The organism is Rhizobium leguminosarum, assembly GCF_002953715.1.
In the GTDB taxonomy this organism is placed as follows: Bacteria; Pseudomonadota; Alphaproteobacteria; order Rhizobiales; family Rhizobiaceae; genus Rhizobium; species Rhizobium leguminosarum_V.
In genome coordinates this window covers 3,226,710-3,241,533 of sequence record NZ_CP025012.1, presented here as the reverse complement: position 1 = coordinate 3,241,533, position 14,824 = coordinate 3,226,710, and the positions used below count along the sequence as shown (strand labels likewise).

The following is a 14,824-nucleotide window of genomic DNA, read 5'->3' as shown; positions in this document are numbered from 1 at the left end:
TGCGTGGTGCGAGCTTTAGCGTATCGGTGCCGTCGATTTCCTTGGAATGAGGGTTGGGGCCGAGATCCGAATACGCTCGTCGGCAGGGCTGTTGTCACCGGCAAGAAGATCAAGGGCGTTTGATGCAATTTGCTCAAACGGCACCCGCAACGTCGTGAGCGGCGTGGGGAGGTGGCTGACAATCGGAATGTCGTTATAGCCTACGATCGAGATGTCCTGTGGCACGGAAAGGCCAAGTTTCGTCAGTCCCGACAAGGCGCCGATGGCGGTATTGTCGTTGACGGCGAAAATAGCGGTTGGGCGCGGACCAAGATGCATCAGTGTCTCGACGGCTACCGCACCGGACTCGATGCCGAATGTCGAGGGAATGATGTTTGAGGGGTCTGCCTTCAATCCAGCTTCTTCCAGGGCGTGGCGGAAACCCTCCACTCGGCCCCGCGAACTGGAGGCATAGGATGGACCGGCGATGACGCCAATTCTGCGATGGCCGAGATCGAGGAGGTGGCGGGCGGCGAGGTACCCACCGAGCCTGTCATCGCCGACCGACGAGAGGCTGTGGCCATCCGTCCGGAGTGCCAGGACATAAGGAATACCGCGTTTTGCCAGCTCGTCCGGAAAGTCATCGTCTTCCCGCGCTGTCGAAAGAATCAGACCATCGACACCGCGTTTCAGCAGAGACTCGGCCGCAAGCCGGTCTGCCTTTGGCTTGTCGTCGGTCGTTGCGACAATCGCGAAGCGGCCACTACGGCTGCAGGCCTTGGCCAGTGCTTCATAAAGCATGGCCATGACCGTATCCGTCAGCCTGGGCACGATCACCCCGATTGTCATCGTGTTGCCGCGCCTGAGGCTCGCTGCGGAAACATCCCGAACGTATCCGAGCTCTTCGGCAACCTTGCGCACGCGACGCGCGGTCTCGCTGTCGGAGCGGGGAAGCCTCTCGTCCAGTATGCGGGACACGGTAGATTTGGAGACACCGGCTGCGGCAGCGACGCCGTGAATAGTGACGCGAGTCTGTCCCGGAACTTCATCCGTCTTTGAATTCATTGAGCCTTTTCCATTCGAGTCGGCAATCGGCCGTCGTCATTCTGAGCATGCACCAAAAAAGATATTGACTCCAGAGAATTCGAGAACGATAGTGGGAACGTTCCCGTAAACGATCCTATATCGGTCGCGAGTGAACCGCGATCGCACGAAGGAGGAGACCAATATGCAACCGATGGATATGCGCGGGCTGAGCCCGGCCCCCGTTACCGCTTTCACCCGCGACGGTGAAGTTGATCACAAAGCCAACGCCAAACTCGCCAAATGGCTGGTCTCGATGGAAGGCGTCAAAAGCCTCGTCATCCTCGGCCATGCCGGCGAGGGCACCTTCCTCACGGAAGAGGAGCGCCTTGCTCTCATCCACACTTATGTTGAAGCAGTCGACGGTGCCGTTCCGATCATTGCCGGGATTACCGGTGAAGGCACGAAGGTCGCCGCTGAAGAGGCCAGGAAATGCAAGGCCGCTGGTGCTACCGGCGCACTCGTCTATCCCAACCACGGTTGGCTGCGTTTCGGCTTTCAGAAGGGAGCGCCTCAGGATCGCTACAAGGCAATCTGGCAGGAGTCTGGCCTCCAGTGCATCCTGTTCCAATATCCCGACGCCACCAAGGCATCATACGATCTCGATACGCAGCTTGCGATTGCCACACAGGAAGGCGTCGTCGCCACCAAGAACGGCGTGCGCAATATGAAGCGCTGGTATGTCGAAATTCCGGAGCTGAAGAAGGCCAATCCAAAGCTGCAGGTTCTGAGCTGCCACGATGAATGGCTGCTGCCAACCATGTTCGATGTCGACGGTCTGCTCGTCGGTTATGGCAATATCGCGCCAGAACTGCTGATCGACCTGATCAAAGCCGGCAAGGCGCAGGACTATCCGGAAGCGCGCAAGATCTTCGAGCGCCTTCTTCCGGTGACGCGTGCCGTCTATCATCGCGGCTCTCATATGGAAGGCACCGTGGCCTTGAAACTCGGCCTCGTGCACCGCGGTATTCTTGACCACGCTACGATCCGCGAGCCGCTGAAGAGCCTTGGCGACAAGGCCGAAGCGGAGATCTTTGCTGCCTTCGACGCCGCCGGTATTGGTCGCGTTGACCAGTTGCTGGCTGCCGAGTGACCTCCTTGACGCCCCTGCGCAGGTCGCAGGGGCGCATTGCGAAGGGAGGAGGAAACCATGGAAACCCGACGAGGCAGACTTGAACGTCTTTGAAGGCCATTGCTCTGACAGGACGAACTGACGCGCAGTAGCAACCATCAAGCAGGAGCGCCCCTGGCCGGGAGAGTGGTAGGCCACGGGGCGAGAAGGAGGAACCAATGAATGTCATGCAGCCTATACCGGCTGAGACAGCGAATGCCGCTGATCCTCAGGCCGAAATCAGCGCTCGTCTGGAGCGCCTTCCCATCACCCGCGAGGTATTCTGGGCGCGTAATATCGTCGGCGCCGCAACGTTCTTCGACGGCTACACGGTCATCGCCATCGCTTATGCCATGCCCGTCCTCGTCCGCGAGTGGGGCCTGACTCCCTCTCAGACCGGTATGATCCTGTCGATGGGCTATCTGGGACAGTTGATCGGTGCGATCCTGTTTGGCTGGCTTGCCGAGAAGGTCGGCCGGCTGAAAGTTCTTCTGTTCACGATCCTGCTCTTCGTCAGCATGGATGTCGCATGCCTGTTCGCTGCCGGCGCCGGCATGATGATGGCCTTCCGTTTCGTTCAGGGGATCGGCACGGGCGGCGAGGTTCCGGTCGCCAGCGCCTATATCAACGAGTTGATCGGGTCGAAGGGGCGCGGCAAGTTCTTCCTCCTCTATGAGGTCATGTTCCTGCTGGGCCTCGTCGGCGCCGGGCTGATCGGCTACTTCATGGTACCGGTTTACGGCTGGAAGGCGATGTTCGTCGTCGGTCTCGTTCCGGCAATCATCATGATTCCCCTGCGCTGGTTCCTGAAGGAATCACCGCGTTGGCTGGCTGCCAACGGCCGCTATGGCGAAGCAAACGCTATCGTCACCCGCATGGAAGAGAGTGCTCGCGCAGCCGGCAAGGAACTGCCCGAGCCGAAGCTCATCCAGGCGCCGGTCCGCCGCAAGTCGGACTGGCGCGAGCTGTTCCAGGGTATTTACCTGAAGCGGACGCTTTCCATCTGGGCAATGTGGTTTACCGCCTATACGGTGGCCAACGGTACGATCACCTGGCTGCCGACCCTGTATCGACAGGTCTTCAACCTGCCGCTTCAAACCAGCATCTTCTATGGTTTTCTCACGTCGGTCGGCGGCGTGATCGCCGCTGTCATCTGCGCGCTGCTCATCGACAAAGTGGGACGCAAGCGCTGGTACACCGGTGCGCTGCTTCTCGCTCCCGTGCCGCTGCTGGCTCTCGCATGGCTCGGCGCGACCTCTCCCATCCAGGTTCTGGTTCTTGCCGGCCTCGCTTATGCGATTGTCCAGACCGTCACATTCTCTCTGTATCTGTACTCTGCAGAGATCTACCCGACGCGCCTCAGGGCACTGGGAACAGGAACCGGCAGCGCCTGGCTTCGCTTGGGGTCATCGGCCGGCCCGATCCTCGTCGGCACCGTGATGTCTTCCATGGGCATCCAGTATGTCTTTGCGAGCTTCGCAGCCATTCTGATCGTCGGTGCAATCATCACGATGTTGTTTGCTGTCGAAACCAAGGATCGCGTGCTGGAGGAGCTTTCTCCGTAACGGTTGAAAATGCGATCTGATCGGCTTTGAGCTGGCGGATGAAAATCCGCCAGTTTCGTTTGATTGCCGTTCCGGCTACTGCATCATTTCTTAAATCGGAATCGATTTAAGGATGAAATTATGCAGAAATTCAAAGCGTTACAGCGTCCTCTGCGCGTCTGAAAAGACGCGCAGAGGACGCTGTAATTTGACCGGCGCCGACGGGAGGTCAAGCGACGCCGGATGCGGTTTCCGCTATCGCTGGCAAACTTTGACACGATAGGGATTGCCCCAATCGTCGTGCAACCATTCGAAGTGGCAATAGTCCGGCCGATAGTAAGTCCGGTAAACGGGGTAGGGGCGGTAAGCGGGATAGGCGGGATAGACCGGGTAGGCGGGACGGGCGGCCTCCGACAGCAGGGCGCCGCCGACAACGCCGGCGGCAAGGCCGCCCCAGAAGGCATCGCGTGGACGGGCATCGGCGGTGGTGGCAGTGGCGAGCGAGGCGCCGGCAAAGGTCAGCGCGATCAGGCCCGTCGCCATGGTCTTATGAAGAACGGACATGGTATTTTCCTTTCATGGGCATGGCTTCCGTAAAGCCATGCCGAGACTCGGCCCGGATCGCGGCGGCGCAATGGCCGCGCAAGCGGTTTCGGCATTAAATTTTCGTCATGATTTCAACGGACCCCGACGTCGAAAGGAACTATTGCAGGCGTCCTTTCAGTCTCGTGCAAGCCGGGGCTGGTAATCCCGTATTATCTTCAGCTTGGTGAGCTGGCTCGTAAAATTCCGCTGTCGAAATTTATGGTTAAAACCTTGTTAAAAGCCTTGGCGTTATAGTTTTTGTAGTCGATATTTCATTCATTGCGGGAGCGATATTTTTTGAAATCAGCCGGGGAACTTCTGGAGTTGGCTTGCCGCCGGATCGCTGATCTGGATACCCCGGCCTATGTCAAGAACAGCGAGTTGCGCTACGTCGCCGTCAACGAGGCCTATGCCCGTTTTCTAGGTCGCGAAATCTCCGATTTCATCGGCAGGCGCAGCCGCGAGCTCCTCGACCGTCCTGAGGAAGAGGATCGTGAGGACAAGGAGCGCCGCGCGCTGGTATTCGGCACTGAGGAAAACGCAATCTGCTTCGATGCGGCGGGCCTCAGCCATGAACGCATCCAGATAGAAAGCTTTTCGCCATCGCTGGACCGGGCTTACGTGCTCGGCATTTTCGAAGTGCGAGCGCCGCCGCGCCGCGCCGCGGACGACAGCGATTTCGCCCGCGTGCGCGAGGCGCTGGAACAGCTCGACCATCCGATCGGCATCTTTGCCGAGGATGGCCGGCCGCTGGTCGTCAACGCCGCCTATCGCAACGACGCAAGGCCTGCGGCTGTCAGCGACACGGCCTGGCACGAGAGCGTCAATGAGCTCGACCTGCTGCGGACTATCCTGGAGGACCTCCCGGTCGCAGCCTTCGTGCGCGACGAGAAGCATCGCCTCGTCTATGCCAATCAATATTACGAAACCTTCAGCGGCCATAGCCGTTCTCGGGTCCTTGGGATGACCGAACACGAAATGTTCGGTGCGGAAGGGGGCGAGGCGATCTACCAGGAAAACCTGCTGGCGTTGGAGGGAGGCAAGTCGAAGGAGATCGAAAGCCTGCTGCCGAGCAAGGACGGCCATATCTATTCCGTCCTCTCGCGCGTCAACCGCGTTGTGACAGCGGATGGTCGGCCCTATGTCGTCGGCTCCTTTTCAGACATCTCGCCACTCAAGGAACGAGAGAAGGCGCTGATCGAGGCGCAGCAGCACAAAGAGGTGCTGCACCGGGATATCGAGAATATCCTACGCTCGCTTCCGATCGGCGTGCTGATCCTCGATAACGACCACCGGATCCTCTCCGTCAACGACGAGTTCTACAGCATCTGGGAATTGCCGCTCGACGATCCCTTCGACGGCCGCCCCTTCATCGACGTCATCCGCCGCAATTATGAGCTCGGTCGCTACGACGGCACACAGACGCCCGAGGAGATCTACGCTTTCCGCAAGCACCTGTTCGAAACCGAGGAGCCCGAGCCGATCGAGCTCGGCTGGGCGGGTGGCAAATCCGTCATTTTCGACAGCCGCCGTATCTCAAACGACCGGATCCTGCTCACCTATGCCGACATCACGGCCGTGCGTGAGCGGGAAAACGAAGTCCACGAGGCCCGCGCCGCGCTGGAGCATCTCGGCGAATTGATGCGCGACGCGACACACGCCATGCCGCAGGGCCTCGCCATCGTCCAGGACGGCATTATCAGGATGTCTAATGAGGCGCTGGCTCATATCCTGGAAATTCCCGCCACCTATATCGAGACCGGGCAGGGTTGGCTCGGCATGTTCGAGTTCTGCGCTGCGCGCGGCGACTTCCACGAGGACGCGGCCGAGATTCTGCAGGGTTGGCGCGACAATATCGCGGCCAGGTTGCCGATCTCCACGGCTTTCCATGTTGGCGGTGAGCGCTGGGTGAACATGGATGCGACGGTCAGCCGGGGACAGCATTGGGTGGCTCTTTTTACCGATGTCACCGAACTCAAGAGCCGCGAAGAGGAACTTCGCCAGCTGCTGTCGCGCGCCGAAGCCGCCGACCGCGCCAAATCCGAATTCCTCGCCAATATGAGCCACGAGATTCGCACACCGATGAACGGCGTGCTTGGGATGGCGGAACTGCTTGCCAAGACCAATCTCGATACGCGCCAGAAGACCTTCGTCGATATCATCGTCAAGTCGGGCAATGCGCTGCTGACGATCATCAACGATATCCTCGACTTCTCGAAGATCGATGCCGGGCAGATGAAGCTGCGCAAAGCCGCCTTCGATATCACCGAAGCGGTGGAGGACGTAGCGACACTCTTGTCCTCGCACGCGGCCGAGAAGAACATCGAGCTCCTGGTGCGAGCCGCGCCCGATTTGCCCGCTGCGGTCATTGGCGACGCCGGGCGCTTCCGCCAGATCGTCACCAATCTCGTCGGCAACGCCGTCAAGTTTACCGAGCGCGGCCATGTTTTTGTCGATGTCGGCTTCCAGCCGGCCGCTGGCGGCGAGATCATGGCCAGAATCCGCATCGAGGATACTGGTATCGGCATTCCGCCGGAGAAGCTCGAATCGGTCTTCGACAAGTTCTCGCAGGTGGACGCCTCATCGACCCGGCGGCATGAGGGTACGGGCCTCGGTCTTGCGATCACCGCCGGGCTCGTCGACCTCTTCGGCGGTTATCTCAATGTCGAGAGCGAATGGGGCAAGGGTTCGGTCTTCACCGTCAACCTGCCGTTTGCGGTCGCGGCCGCCCGCCTTGAGCCGAAGCCGTTGCCGATCAACGTGCAGGGTGCGCGCATCCTCGTCGTCGACGACAATGAAGTGAACCGGCGAATCCTGACCGAGCAGCTGTCTCTTTGGGGCTTCGACGGCGTGGCCGCCGAAGGCGGCGGTACCGGTCTTGCGATTCTGGAGGCGGCGGCCAATCTCGGCGTCACCGTCGATGCCGTCGTGCTCGATTATCACATGCCCGATATGAACGGCGCCGATGTCGCGCGCAGGCTACGAGCCGATCCCCGCTTCGTCGAACTGCCGATCATCTTCCTGACGTCGATGGATATTTCCGGCACGGAAAAGGAATTCGCGGCGCTGAACGGCCACGCGCATTTGATGAAACCGGCGCGCGCCAACGTGCTGCGCAACACGGTCGTCGAGGTGGTGCGCGCCAGCCGCGTCAAGCAGGCATCCGAGGCCGAGATTGCCCGGCTGCAGACGGAAGTGGCCGTGCCGGCGCCCGCGCCTGCGCCGCAGAAGCGGGCCGTTGAATTCGTCGACGTGCTCGTCGCCGAGGACAACGAGGTCAACCAGATCGTCTTCACACAGATCCTGCAAGGCACGGGTCTTTCCTTCCTCGTCGTCGACAATGGCGAGGAGGCGGTCGCCGCCTGGGAGCGGCATACGCCGCGCATTATCATGATGGACGTCTCGATGCCCGTCATGAACGGCCATCAGGCAACCCAGACGATCCGCGCGCGCGAACAGGGGCAGGGGCACCGGGTGCCGATCATCGGCGTGACCGCCCATGCGCTCGAAAGCGACCGCGAGCTCTGCCTCGATGCCGGCATGGACGACTACATGTCGAAGCCGATCAGCCCCGAACTGCTCGAGGAAAAAATCCGCCAGTGGCTCGGAACGAGCGAGCAGCAGCCGGAGCGCACCAGCTACTGATCTGAACTTTCGGGAAACAGGATGCTCTCGAAATCCTGAGCGCCGTTGAGGATATGCAGGATCTCGATACGATCCTCGCTGACGCGATAAAAGATCAAATAGTTGCCGTAGGGACGGCGGCGAACGCCGGTATGTTCGTAGCGTGGAACCAATGAAAAACCGTTCGGCGTTTCCGCCAGACGCTCACACCGTTCCAGCAGTTCGTGAATGAAGCTTGCCGCCCGCTGCGGATTGTCCGCAGCGATATAGTCGCCAATACGTTCGAGATCCGCCTCCGCCTGGGCGGTAATGAGGACGATCACGAACGGCCGTCATATTTGGCTGCAAGGCGGGCGGCGACATCGCTGATGGGCTTCAAGCGGCCTGCTTCCGCGTCGGCGATCCCCTGGCCGATCGCCAGATCGAGCGCCATCAGCCGTTTTTCCCGCTCCTCGACAAGCCGGACACCTTCCCGCAGAACTTCGCTGCGAGAGTTGTAACGCCCCGATTTCACGAGTTCATTCACATAGTTTTCGAGTTGCTGTCCAAGATTCGCGCTGCTGGCCATATTCGTTCCTCTCGGGCGATTATCGCACGAAGTGATAACTGTTAGCAACGCAGCGGCTTGAATCGATCGTACTTCCCGAGATTACTTGATGCCGCAGAGCATTTCTCGCTTGCCGGCAAAGCCCTTGCGGCGCTCGACGGCATAACCCGCGGCGATGAGATTGCGGCGCACGAAACCGGCCGCCGCGTAGGTGGCGAAAGTGCCGCCGGCTGCGCTTTTCTCACAGACGAGCCGCATCAGTTCCTCCGACCACATATCGCTGTTGCGCGACGGGGCGAAGCCGTCGAGATACCAGGCGTCGAAGCCGTCTTCGGCTGCCGCGACGCCGTCCAAGGCATAGCCGCAGACGACCTGGAGCGTCGTCTGGGCATCGAGATCGAGCTCAACGATGCCATCAGGCGCTTGCGGCCACGCCGCCGTCAGCGCCTCGCGTTCGGCATCGATCTCCGGCCAGTGCGACAGCGCCCGGCCGATTTCTTCGCCGCGCATCGGGTGGAGTTCGAAGGAGGTGAAATGCAAATGCTGGCTGGCTTGGCGATGGAGTTTCCATTGCCGCCAGGTCTCGGTGAAGTTCAGGCCGGTGCCAAAGCCGAGTTCGCCGATCCGGAAGCGCTTCCGGCCGCTCCAGCGTTCCGGCAGGCCGTTGCCGGCGAGGAAAACGTGGCCGCATTCCAGCCGCCCATCGGTCTGGCAATAAAAATGATCGCCAAAGGCTGTTGAATAGGGCATATCGCCGTCGCGCCATTCGAGCGGCTGCGGCGCGCCCGCGCCAATCTGATCGGGGTTCACGTCTGTCATGGAAAAAGCCGATAGTCCTGCACCGGTCTCAGGTCAATCGTCCTGCGAGTTGCTGATCGTCGGCGGCGGCATCATGGGGCTCTGGGCGGCCGTCCATGCCGAACGCCGGGGCATCCGTACTCTTATCGCTGACGCCGGCAGGTTGGGCGAAGGTGCAAGCGGCGGCCTGCTCGGCGCGCTGATGCCGCATATGCCGGACCGGTGGTCGGAGAAGAAGCAGTTCCAGTTCGATGCGCTGGTCTCGCTCGAAGCCGAAATCACAGCGCTCGAAGCCGAGACCGGGCTTTCCGCCGGTTATAAAAGGTCCGGACGGCTGATCCCACTGCCGAAGCCGCATCTCAACAAAATAGCGCGCGGCCATTTCGAGGACGCTGAACAGCATTGGCGGGTGGGCGACCGCCGCTTCCACTGGCATGTACTCGACAGGCCGCCGGTCAACGGCTGGATCGAGGCGTCTGCCGGCGAGAGCGGCTTCGTGCACGACACGCTCGCCGCCCGCGTTGCGCCCCGCTTGCTGATCGCAGCGCTTATCGCCTTCCTGCGGCGGGCAAAGCATGTTCGTATCCTGGAGCATGCGACGGTTGCCGGCCTCGATCCTGATCGCGGCACGACCGAAATCAACGGTGAAACGATCGCTTTCAGTCACTGCATCCTGGCCGCCGGCCATCGCTCCTTTCCATTGCTGCAAGCGCTGACGCCGGGGCTGAAGCAACCGCTCGGTCAGCCGGTCAAGGGGCAGGCAGCACTGTTGAAAGCCGATATCGACCCGGCGCTACCGACGATCTTCCTCGACGGGCTCTATGTCGTCGCGCATGAGGGCGGGCACGCGGCAATCGGCAGCACCAGCGAGAACCGTTTTGACGATCCCAGCTCGACCGACGCCCAGCTCGACGTGCTGATCGAGGCGGCGCGCTGCATCGTGCCGACGCTTCGCGACGCTCCTGTTGTCGAGCGCTGGGCCGGGCTTCGTCCGAAGGCGATCGACCGGGATCCAATGATCGGCCGCCATCCCGATCACCGGCGCCTGATCGCGCTGACCGGCGGCTTCAAGGTCAGCTTCGGCCTCGCTCACCGGCTGGCGGAGGCGGCGATATGTATCGCAGGCGATACAGACTGCAGACTTTTGCTGCCGGAAAGCTTCGCAATTTCAAGCCATATTGCGGCGGCTTCACGTTAAACGTGAATTAGGCGCCGCTGCGTTTCGTTATTCTGTCATGCAAATCACCTATCTGCTTGCGCATCGACAGCGCCGGATCTGAACGGCGCTCACTTCCTTGATGGAGGAAATTGCATGCGCTATGCCATTTGCTTCACGCCTCCGGCGAGCGATCCGCTGTCGCTCGTAGCCGCCAATTGGCTCGGCCGAAACGTGTTTTCGGGCGATATGATGGAGCCTCCGGCAGTTCGTGGCCTCGGCATTCACGAGATCGCCTTCCATACCGCCGTGCCACGGCGCTACGGCTTTCACGGCGTTTTGAAGGCGCCGTTCCACTTGTCCCGCGACATGCCCGAATCGCAACTCCTGCGCGATCTGATGCGTTTTTCCGGGACCTTCGTTCCCTTCCAGATTCCGCGTATCGAAGTCGCCCGGCTCGGCAATTTCTACAGCCTGCTGCCGAGTACTCCCTGCGAGCAAATCCAGTATCTCGCTTCGGCGATCGTGCAGGAATTCGATCGTTTCCGCGCGCCGCTCAGCGAGGCCGAGATTGAACGCAGCGATCCGGACGGGCTGTCGGCGACGCAATTTGCCAATCTGCATCGCTGGGGCAATCCCTATGTGATGGAGGAGTTCCGCTTTCATATGCCGGTGACAGGGCCTATCAACGCGATCGACATGCCGCGCATCGAGCCGGTGTTGCGAACGATCTTCGAGCCTGTCCTCTGCGAACCTGTCACGGTTTCGAACGTGGCGCTGATGATCGAGGAGGGCGCGGGCGGTCCTTTCCGCGTTCATTCGCTGCATCCGATGGGCAAGGTCAGCGCGCGCAAAATCGCCTAATGCTGATGAGCTAAAGCCTTGTGCTGCAAAGGCAAAATCCGGCCGAGCAGTTTCCGTCTCGACATTCCGGCTGCGGATGCTACCGTTCCCCGTCTTTTCATAAGGTGATTTGATGGTATCCGAGACTTATCCGCGCAATCTCGTTGGTTACGGGCGTCTGACGCCCGATCCGAAATGGCCGGACGAGGCACGCGTCGCCGTGCAGTTCGTCATCAACTACGAGGAGGGCGGCGAAAGTTCGATCCTCGACGGCGATCCGGCTTCGGAAAACCTGCTGTCGGAGATCGTCGGTGCGGCCGCCTGGCCAGGGCAGCGCAACCTCAACATGGAATCGATCTACGAATATGGTTCGCGTGCCGGCTTCTGGCGGCTCTGGCGCATGTTCACCGATCTCAAGGTGCAGGCGACCGTCTACGGCGTGACACTGGCGATGGCCCGCAACCCCGAGGCCGTCGCTGCGATGAAGGAGGCCGGCTGGGAGATCGCCAGCCACGGCTACCGCTGGCTGGAATATAAGGATTTTCCCGAAGATCTGGAGCGCAAGCATATCCTCGAAGCCGTGCGCCTGCACACCGAACTCACCGGCGAGCGGCCCTGCGGCATGTATCAGGGCAAGCCCTCCGACAATACGCTTCGACTGGTGCAGGAGGAGGGCGGTTTCCTTTATTCCTCCGATTCCTACGCCGATGACCTGCCTTACTGGGTGAAGGGCGTCGACGGGAAACCCTTCCTGATCATCCCCTATACGCTCGAAACCAACGATATGCGATTTGCGACGCCGCAGGGCTTCAACGCCGGCGATCAGTTCTTCACCTATCTGAAGGACGCCTTCGATACGCTTTATGAGGAAGGCAAGGCGGGCAGCCCGAAGATGTTGTCAGTCGGCCTGCATTGCCGTCTCGTCGGACGTCCCGGCCGGGCCGCCGCACTGAGACGCTTCATCGAATATGTGCTGAAGCATGACAAGGTCTGGATTCCGCGCCGCATCGAGATCGCCGAGCACTGGCACAAGCACCATCAGCCGGAAGCGCTCTGATGATGTCGCGCGAGGATTTCGTCTCCCGCTTCGGCGGCGTCTTTGAACATTCGCCTTTCATCGCTGAGCGTGCCTATGACGCCGGCGGCGTGACGGAGCCGCTGACGGCAGCCGGCGTGCATGCCGCACTCGCCGCCGTCTTCCGCGCGGCAAGCCCTCGGGAACGCCTGGGCGTCTTGCGCGCCCATCCCGATCTTGCCGGTCGTCTGGCCATATCAGGCGAACTCACCGAGGACAGCAGGAAAGAGCAGGCCGGCGCCGGTCTCGATCGCCTGAGCCCGGCTGAGCATGCCCGCTTCACCGAACTCAATTCGGCCTATGTCGAAAAATTCGGTTTTCCCTTCATCATCGCCGTCAAGGGACTTGGCAAGGGTGACATCCTCTCGGCCTTCGAAACACGCATCGGCAACGGGCAGGATGAGGAATTCGCGACCGCGACGGCGCAGGTCGAAAAGATCGCGCTGCTGCGCCTCACATCGATGCTTCCGGAGGCTGAATGAGCGAGCGGCGCGCTGTCGATTATCTTAACGATATGCAAGAGGCGGCATCCGATGCGCTGCTCTTTGTCGGCGGAATGGATGGGGAGGCGTTCGCCGGGGATAAACTGATCTTCAAGGCGGTTGCCTTCTGCCATTTCACCATCGGGGCGGCGGCATCCCGTCTGCTGGTGACATATCCGGCATTTGCAACCGAGCATCCCGATTTGCCGTGGACGAAAATCTGCGGGACGGGCAACCGTATCCTCGACGACGTCTTCGATCTCGATCCATCCGAAATCTGGGAGGCGACGCAGCGCACGCTGCCGGAGCTTCTTGCCGCGATCGATGGCGTCCGCAACTGGCATGCCCAAGGCGAGTAAGGTAATTGACTGAGCTTCTCGACGTCCGCCCGCTCACCAGATCCACTTTTACGCCTTTCGGCGAGGTGATCGAAGCCGATCCGGCCTCGATGCGGCTGATCAATGGCGGCACGACGCAGCGTTTTCATGCGCTGGCCGCCGCTGAGGCAACGGGCGAGGGCGCACGCGTCGTCATCAATCTCTTTCGCGGCCAGCCGCGCAGCTTCCCCTATGACGTCGCCATGATGGAGCGCCACCCTTTCGGCAGCCAGAGTTTCTCGCCGGTCTCGGGCCGTCCTTTTCTCGTCATCGTCTCCGAGGATGAGAACGGACGTCCGGGCAGGCCGCAGGTGTTTCTGGCGCGCGGCAACCAGGGTGTGAACTACCGCCGCAATGTCTGGCATCATCCGCTGATGGCGCTCGGCCAGGCCTCAGATTTCCTGGTCGTCGACCGCGAAGGGCCGGGCAACAATCTGGAAGAATACTTCTTCGACCCCCCCTATATCATTAAAGAGCCAGCCCCATGACCGGACTGACCACGCATGTTCTCGACACCGCCCTCGGCAAGCCGGCAGAGGGCCTGAGGATCGATCTTTTCCAGCTCGACGGCGAGATCCGCAGACATCTGAAGACGGTCGAGACCAATGCCGACGGCCGGGTCGACGGTGGCCCCATCCTCATTGGCGAAAATTTTCGGGCCGGTACCTACGAACTGGTCTTCCATGCCGGCGATTATCTGAGGGCGAGCGGCACTCCGCTGCCGCATCCCGCTTTCCTCGATCTCGTGCCGATCCGCTTCGGTATTGCCGACGTCACGGCGCATTACCATGTGCCGTTGCTGATATCGCCTTATGGCTATTCCACCTACCGAGGGAGCTAAAAAATGCGGTTTGCGGCAATTGCCGATATCCATGGAAACCATCTGGCGCTCGAGGCCGTGCTTGCGGATATTCGCGCGCAGGGGATCGATGAGATCGTCAATCTCGGTGATTTCTTTAGCGGCCCGCTCGAGGCCGGCAAGACGGCAGACTTGCTGATGCCGCTCGGCCTGACCTCGGTCCGTGGTAATCACGACCGCTACCTGATCGAACAGGACCCGGCGGCAATGCATGCTTCGGATGCGGCCGCTTACGGTCAATTGTCGTCGTCTCATCTTAATTGGATACGAAGCCTGCCGTTCGATACCGTCTATCGCGGCGAGGTCTATCTCTGCCACGCAACGCCGAAGGACGACAATCTTTACTGGCTGGAATCGGTCTCGCCGGAGGGCTTCGTCTTCCTGAAGCCGATCGAAGCGATCGCGGCATTGGCCGAAGGTATCGACCTGCCGCTGATCCTCTCCGGCCACAGTCACATTCCTCGCGCTGTCCGGCTTTCCGACGGCCGCCTCATCGTCAATCCCGGCAGCGTCGGCTGCCCGGCCTATGACGACGAGCTGCCCTATTACCACAAGGTGGAAGCCGGCCATCCGCTGGCGAGTTATGCCATTCTGGAAAAGGCGGTGGGCGGATGGACATGGCAGTTCCGAACCGTCGCCTACGACCATATGGCGATGTCGGCACTGGCCGCTGAAAGGGGCCGTGCCGACTGGGCAGGCGCACTGGCAACGGGTTGGGTGAGATAGAGCATGATGCCGAAAAGTGTGTGCGGTTTTCGAGC

The 14,824-nt window shown here is 60.8% G+C and carries 16 protein-coding genes; 11 read left to right on the top strand and 5 right to left on the bottom strand.

Going from position 1 to position 14,824, the window contains the following annotated elements:
• Positions 1 to 15: 15 nt before the first annotated feature.
• Positions 16 to 1,044 (bottom strand): LacI family DNA-binding transcriptional regulator, encoded by a 1,029-nt coding sequence (locus CUJ84_RS16355; protein WP_105006975.1) that lies wholly within the window; start codon positions 1,042 to 1,044, stop codon positions 16 to 18.
• 163 nt (positions 1,045 to 1,207) lie between these two features.
• Here CUJ84_RS16355 and CUJ84_RS16350 point away from each other — a divergent pair, with 163 nt between their 5' ends.
• Both CUJ84_RS16350 and CUJ84_RS16345 read left to right on the top strand, forming a co-directional pair.
• Entirely contained in the window at positions 1,208 to 2,155 is a 948-nt protein-coding gene (locus CUJ84_RS16350; protein ID WP_199788717.1) for a dihydrodipicolinate synthase family protein, read from the top strand.
• Between the two features lie 197 nt (positions 2,156 to 2,352).
• Positions 2,353 to 3,738, top strand: a complete 1,386-nt coding sequence (locus CUJ84_RS16345) for an MFS transporter (RefSeq protein ID WP_105006974.1) — start codon at positions 2,353 to 2,355, stop codon at positions 3,736 to 3,738.
• Positions 3,739 to 3,972: 234 nt separating this feature from the next.
• On the opposite strand, the gene CUJ84_RS16340 is transcribed toward CUJ84_RS16345, so the two are convergent.
• Positions 3,973 to 4,281, bottom strand: a complete 309-nt coding sequence (locus tag CUJ84_RS16340) for a hypothetical protein (protein WP_003561784.1) — start codon at positions 4,279 to 4,281, stop codon at positions 3,973 to 3,975.
• Between the two features lie 318 nt (positions 4,282 to 4,599).
• Between CUJ84_RS16340 and CUJ84_RS16335 the strand changes: the two genes are divergently transcribed.
• Positions 4,600 to 7,947: a response regulator gene (locus CUJ84_RS16335; protein WP_105006973.1), complete on the top strand. Its 3,348-nt coding sequence runs from the start codon at positions 4,600 to 4,602 to the stop codon at positions 7,945 to 7,947.
• Here the strand turns inward: CUJ84_RS16335 and CUJ84_RS16330 are convergent.
• The 3 genes from CUJ84_RS16330 to mnmD all read right to left on the bottom strand — a co-directional run bounded on the left by CUJ84_RS16330 (position 7,941) and on the right by mnmD (position 9,292).
• A complete protein-coding gene (locus CUJ84_RS16330; RefSeq protein ID WP_105006972.1) occupies positions 7,941 to 8,249 on the bottom strand; it encodes a type II toxin-antitoxin system RelE/ParE family toxin in 309 nt (102 codons plus the stop codon). The two genes, CUJ84_RS16335 and CUJ84_RS16330, sit on opposite strands and share 7 nt — an antisense overlap.
• A complete protein-coding gene (locus CUJ84_RS16325; RefSeq protein ID WP_105006971.1) occupies positions 8,246 to 8,494 on the bottom strand; it encodes a type II toxin-antitoxin system ParD family antitoxin in 249 nt (82 codons plus the stop codon). The genes CUJ84_RS16330 and CUJ84_RS16325 overlap by 4 nt, the downstream gene beginning before the upstream one ends.
• Positions 8,495 to 8,575: 81 nt before the next feature.
• Positions 8,576 to 9,292, bottom strand: coding sequence for a tRNA (5-methylaminomethyl-2-thiouridine)(34)-methyltransferase MnmD (gene mnmD, locus CUJ84_RS16320; RefSeq protein ID WP_105006970.1), 717 nt, complete (start codon positions 9,290 to 9,292; stop codon positions 8,576 to 8,578).
• On the opposite strand from mnmD, the gene CUJ84_RS16315 reads away from it, so the two are divergent.
• From CUJ84_RS16315 to CUJ84_RS16280, 8 genes are all read left to right on the top strand, one after another.
• The gene (locus CUJ84_RS16315) at positions 9,291 to 10,469 is read left to right on the top strand and encodes an NAD(P)/FAD-dependent oxidoreductase (protein WP_105006969.1); all 1,179 of its coding nucleotides are present in this window, start codon (positions 9,291 to 9,293) and stop codon (positions 10,467 to 10,469) included. The two genes, mnmD and CUJ84_RS16315, sit on opposite strands and share 2 nt — an antisense overlap.
• Positions 10,470 to 10,583: 114 nt before the next feature.
• Positions 10,584 to 11,291 (top strand): DUF1045 domain-containing protein, encoded by a 708-nt coding sequence (locus CUJ84_RS16310; protein WP_105006968.1) that lies wholly within the window; start codon positions 10,584 to 10,586, stop codon positions 11,289 to 11,291.
• Between the two features lie 112 nt (positions 11,292 to 11,403).
• Positions 11,404 to 12,327 carry an allantoinase PuuE gene (puuE, locus tag CUJ84_RS16305; protein ID WP_105006967.1) on the top strand — a complete coding sequence of 308 codons (924 nt, stop codon included), beginning with the start codon at positions 11,404 to 11,406 and terminating at the stop codon, positions 12,325 to 12,327.
• Entirely contained in the window at positions 12,327 to 12,827 is a 501-nt protein-coding gene (gene uraD / locus CUJ84_RS16300; RefSeq protein WP_105006966.1) for a 2-oxo-4-hydroxy-4-carboxy-5-ureidoimidazoline decarboxylase, read from the top strand. Before puuE ends, uraD begins: the two co-directional genes overlap by 1 nt.
• Positions 12,824 to 13,186, top strand: a complete 363-nt coding sequence (locus CUJ84_RS16295; RefSeq protein ID WP_105006965.1) for a HepT-like ribonuclease domain-containing protein — start codon at positions 12,824 to 12,826, stop codon at positions 13,184 to 13,186. The genes uraD and CUJ84_RS16295 overlap by 4 nt, the downstream gene beginning before the upstream one ends.
• Positions 13,187 to 13,191: 5 nt before the next feature.
• Positions 13,192 to 13,692, top strand: a complete 501-nt coding sequence (locus CUJ84_RS16290; RefSeq protein WP_105006964.1) for an ureidoglycolate lyase — start codon at positions 13,192 to 13,194, stop codon at positions 13,690 to 13,692.
• Positions 13,689 to 14,045 carry a hydroxyisourate hydrolase gene (gene uraH, locus CUJ84_RS16285; RefSeq protein WP_003541961.1) on the top strand — a complete coding sequence of 119 codons (357 nt, stop codon included), beginning with the start codon at positions 13,689 to 13,691 and terminating at the stop codon, positions 14,043 to 14,045. Before CUJ84_RS16290 ends, uraH begins: the two co-directional genes overlap by 4 nt.
• A 3-nt stretch (positions 14,046 to 14,048) precedes the next feature.
• A complete protein-coding gene (locus CUJ84_RS16280) occupies positions 14,049 to 14,789 on the top strand; it encodes a metallophosphoesterase family protein (RefSeq protein ID WP_105006963.1) in 741 nt (246 codons plus the stop codon).
• Positions 14,790 to 14,824: the final 35 nt, after the last annotated feature.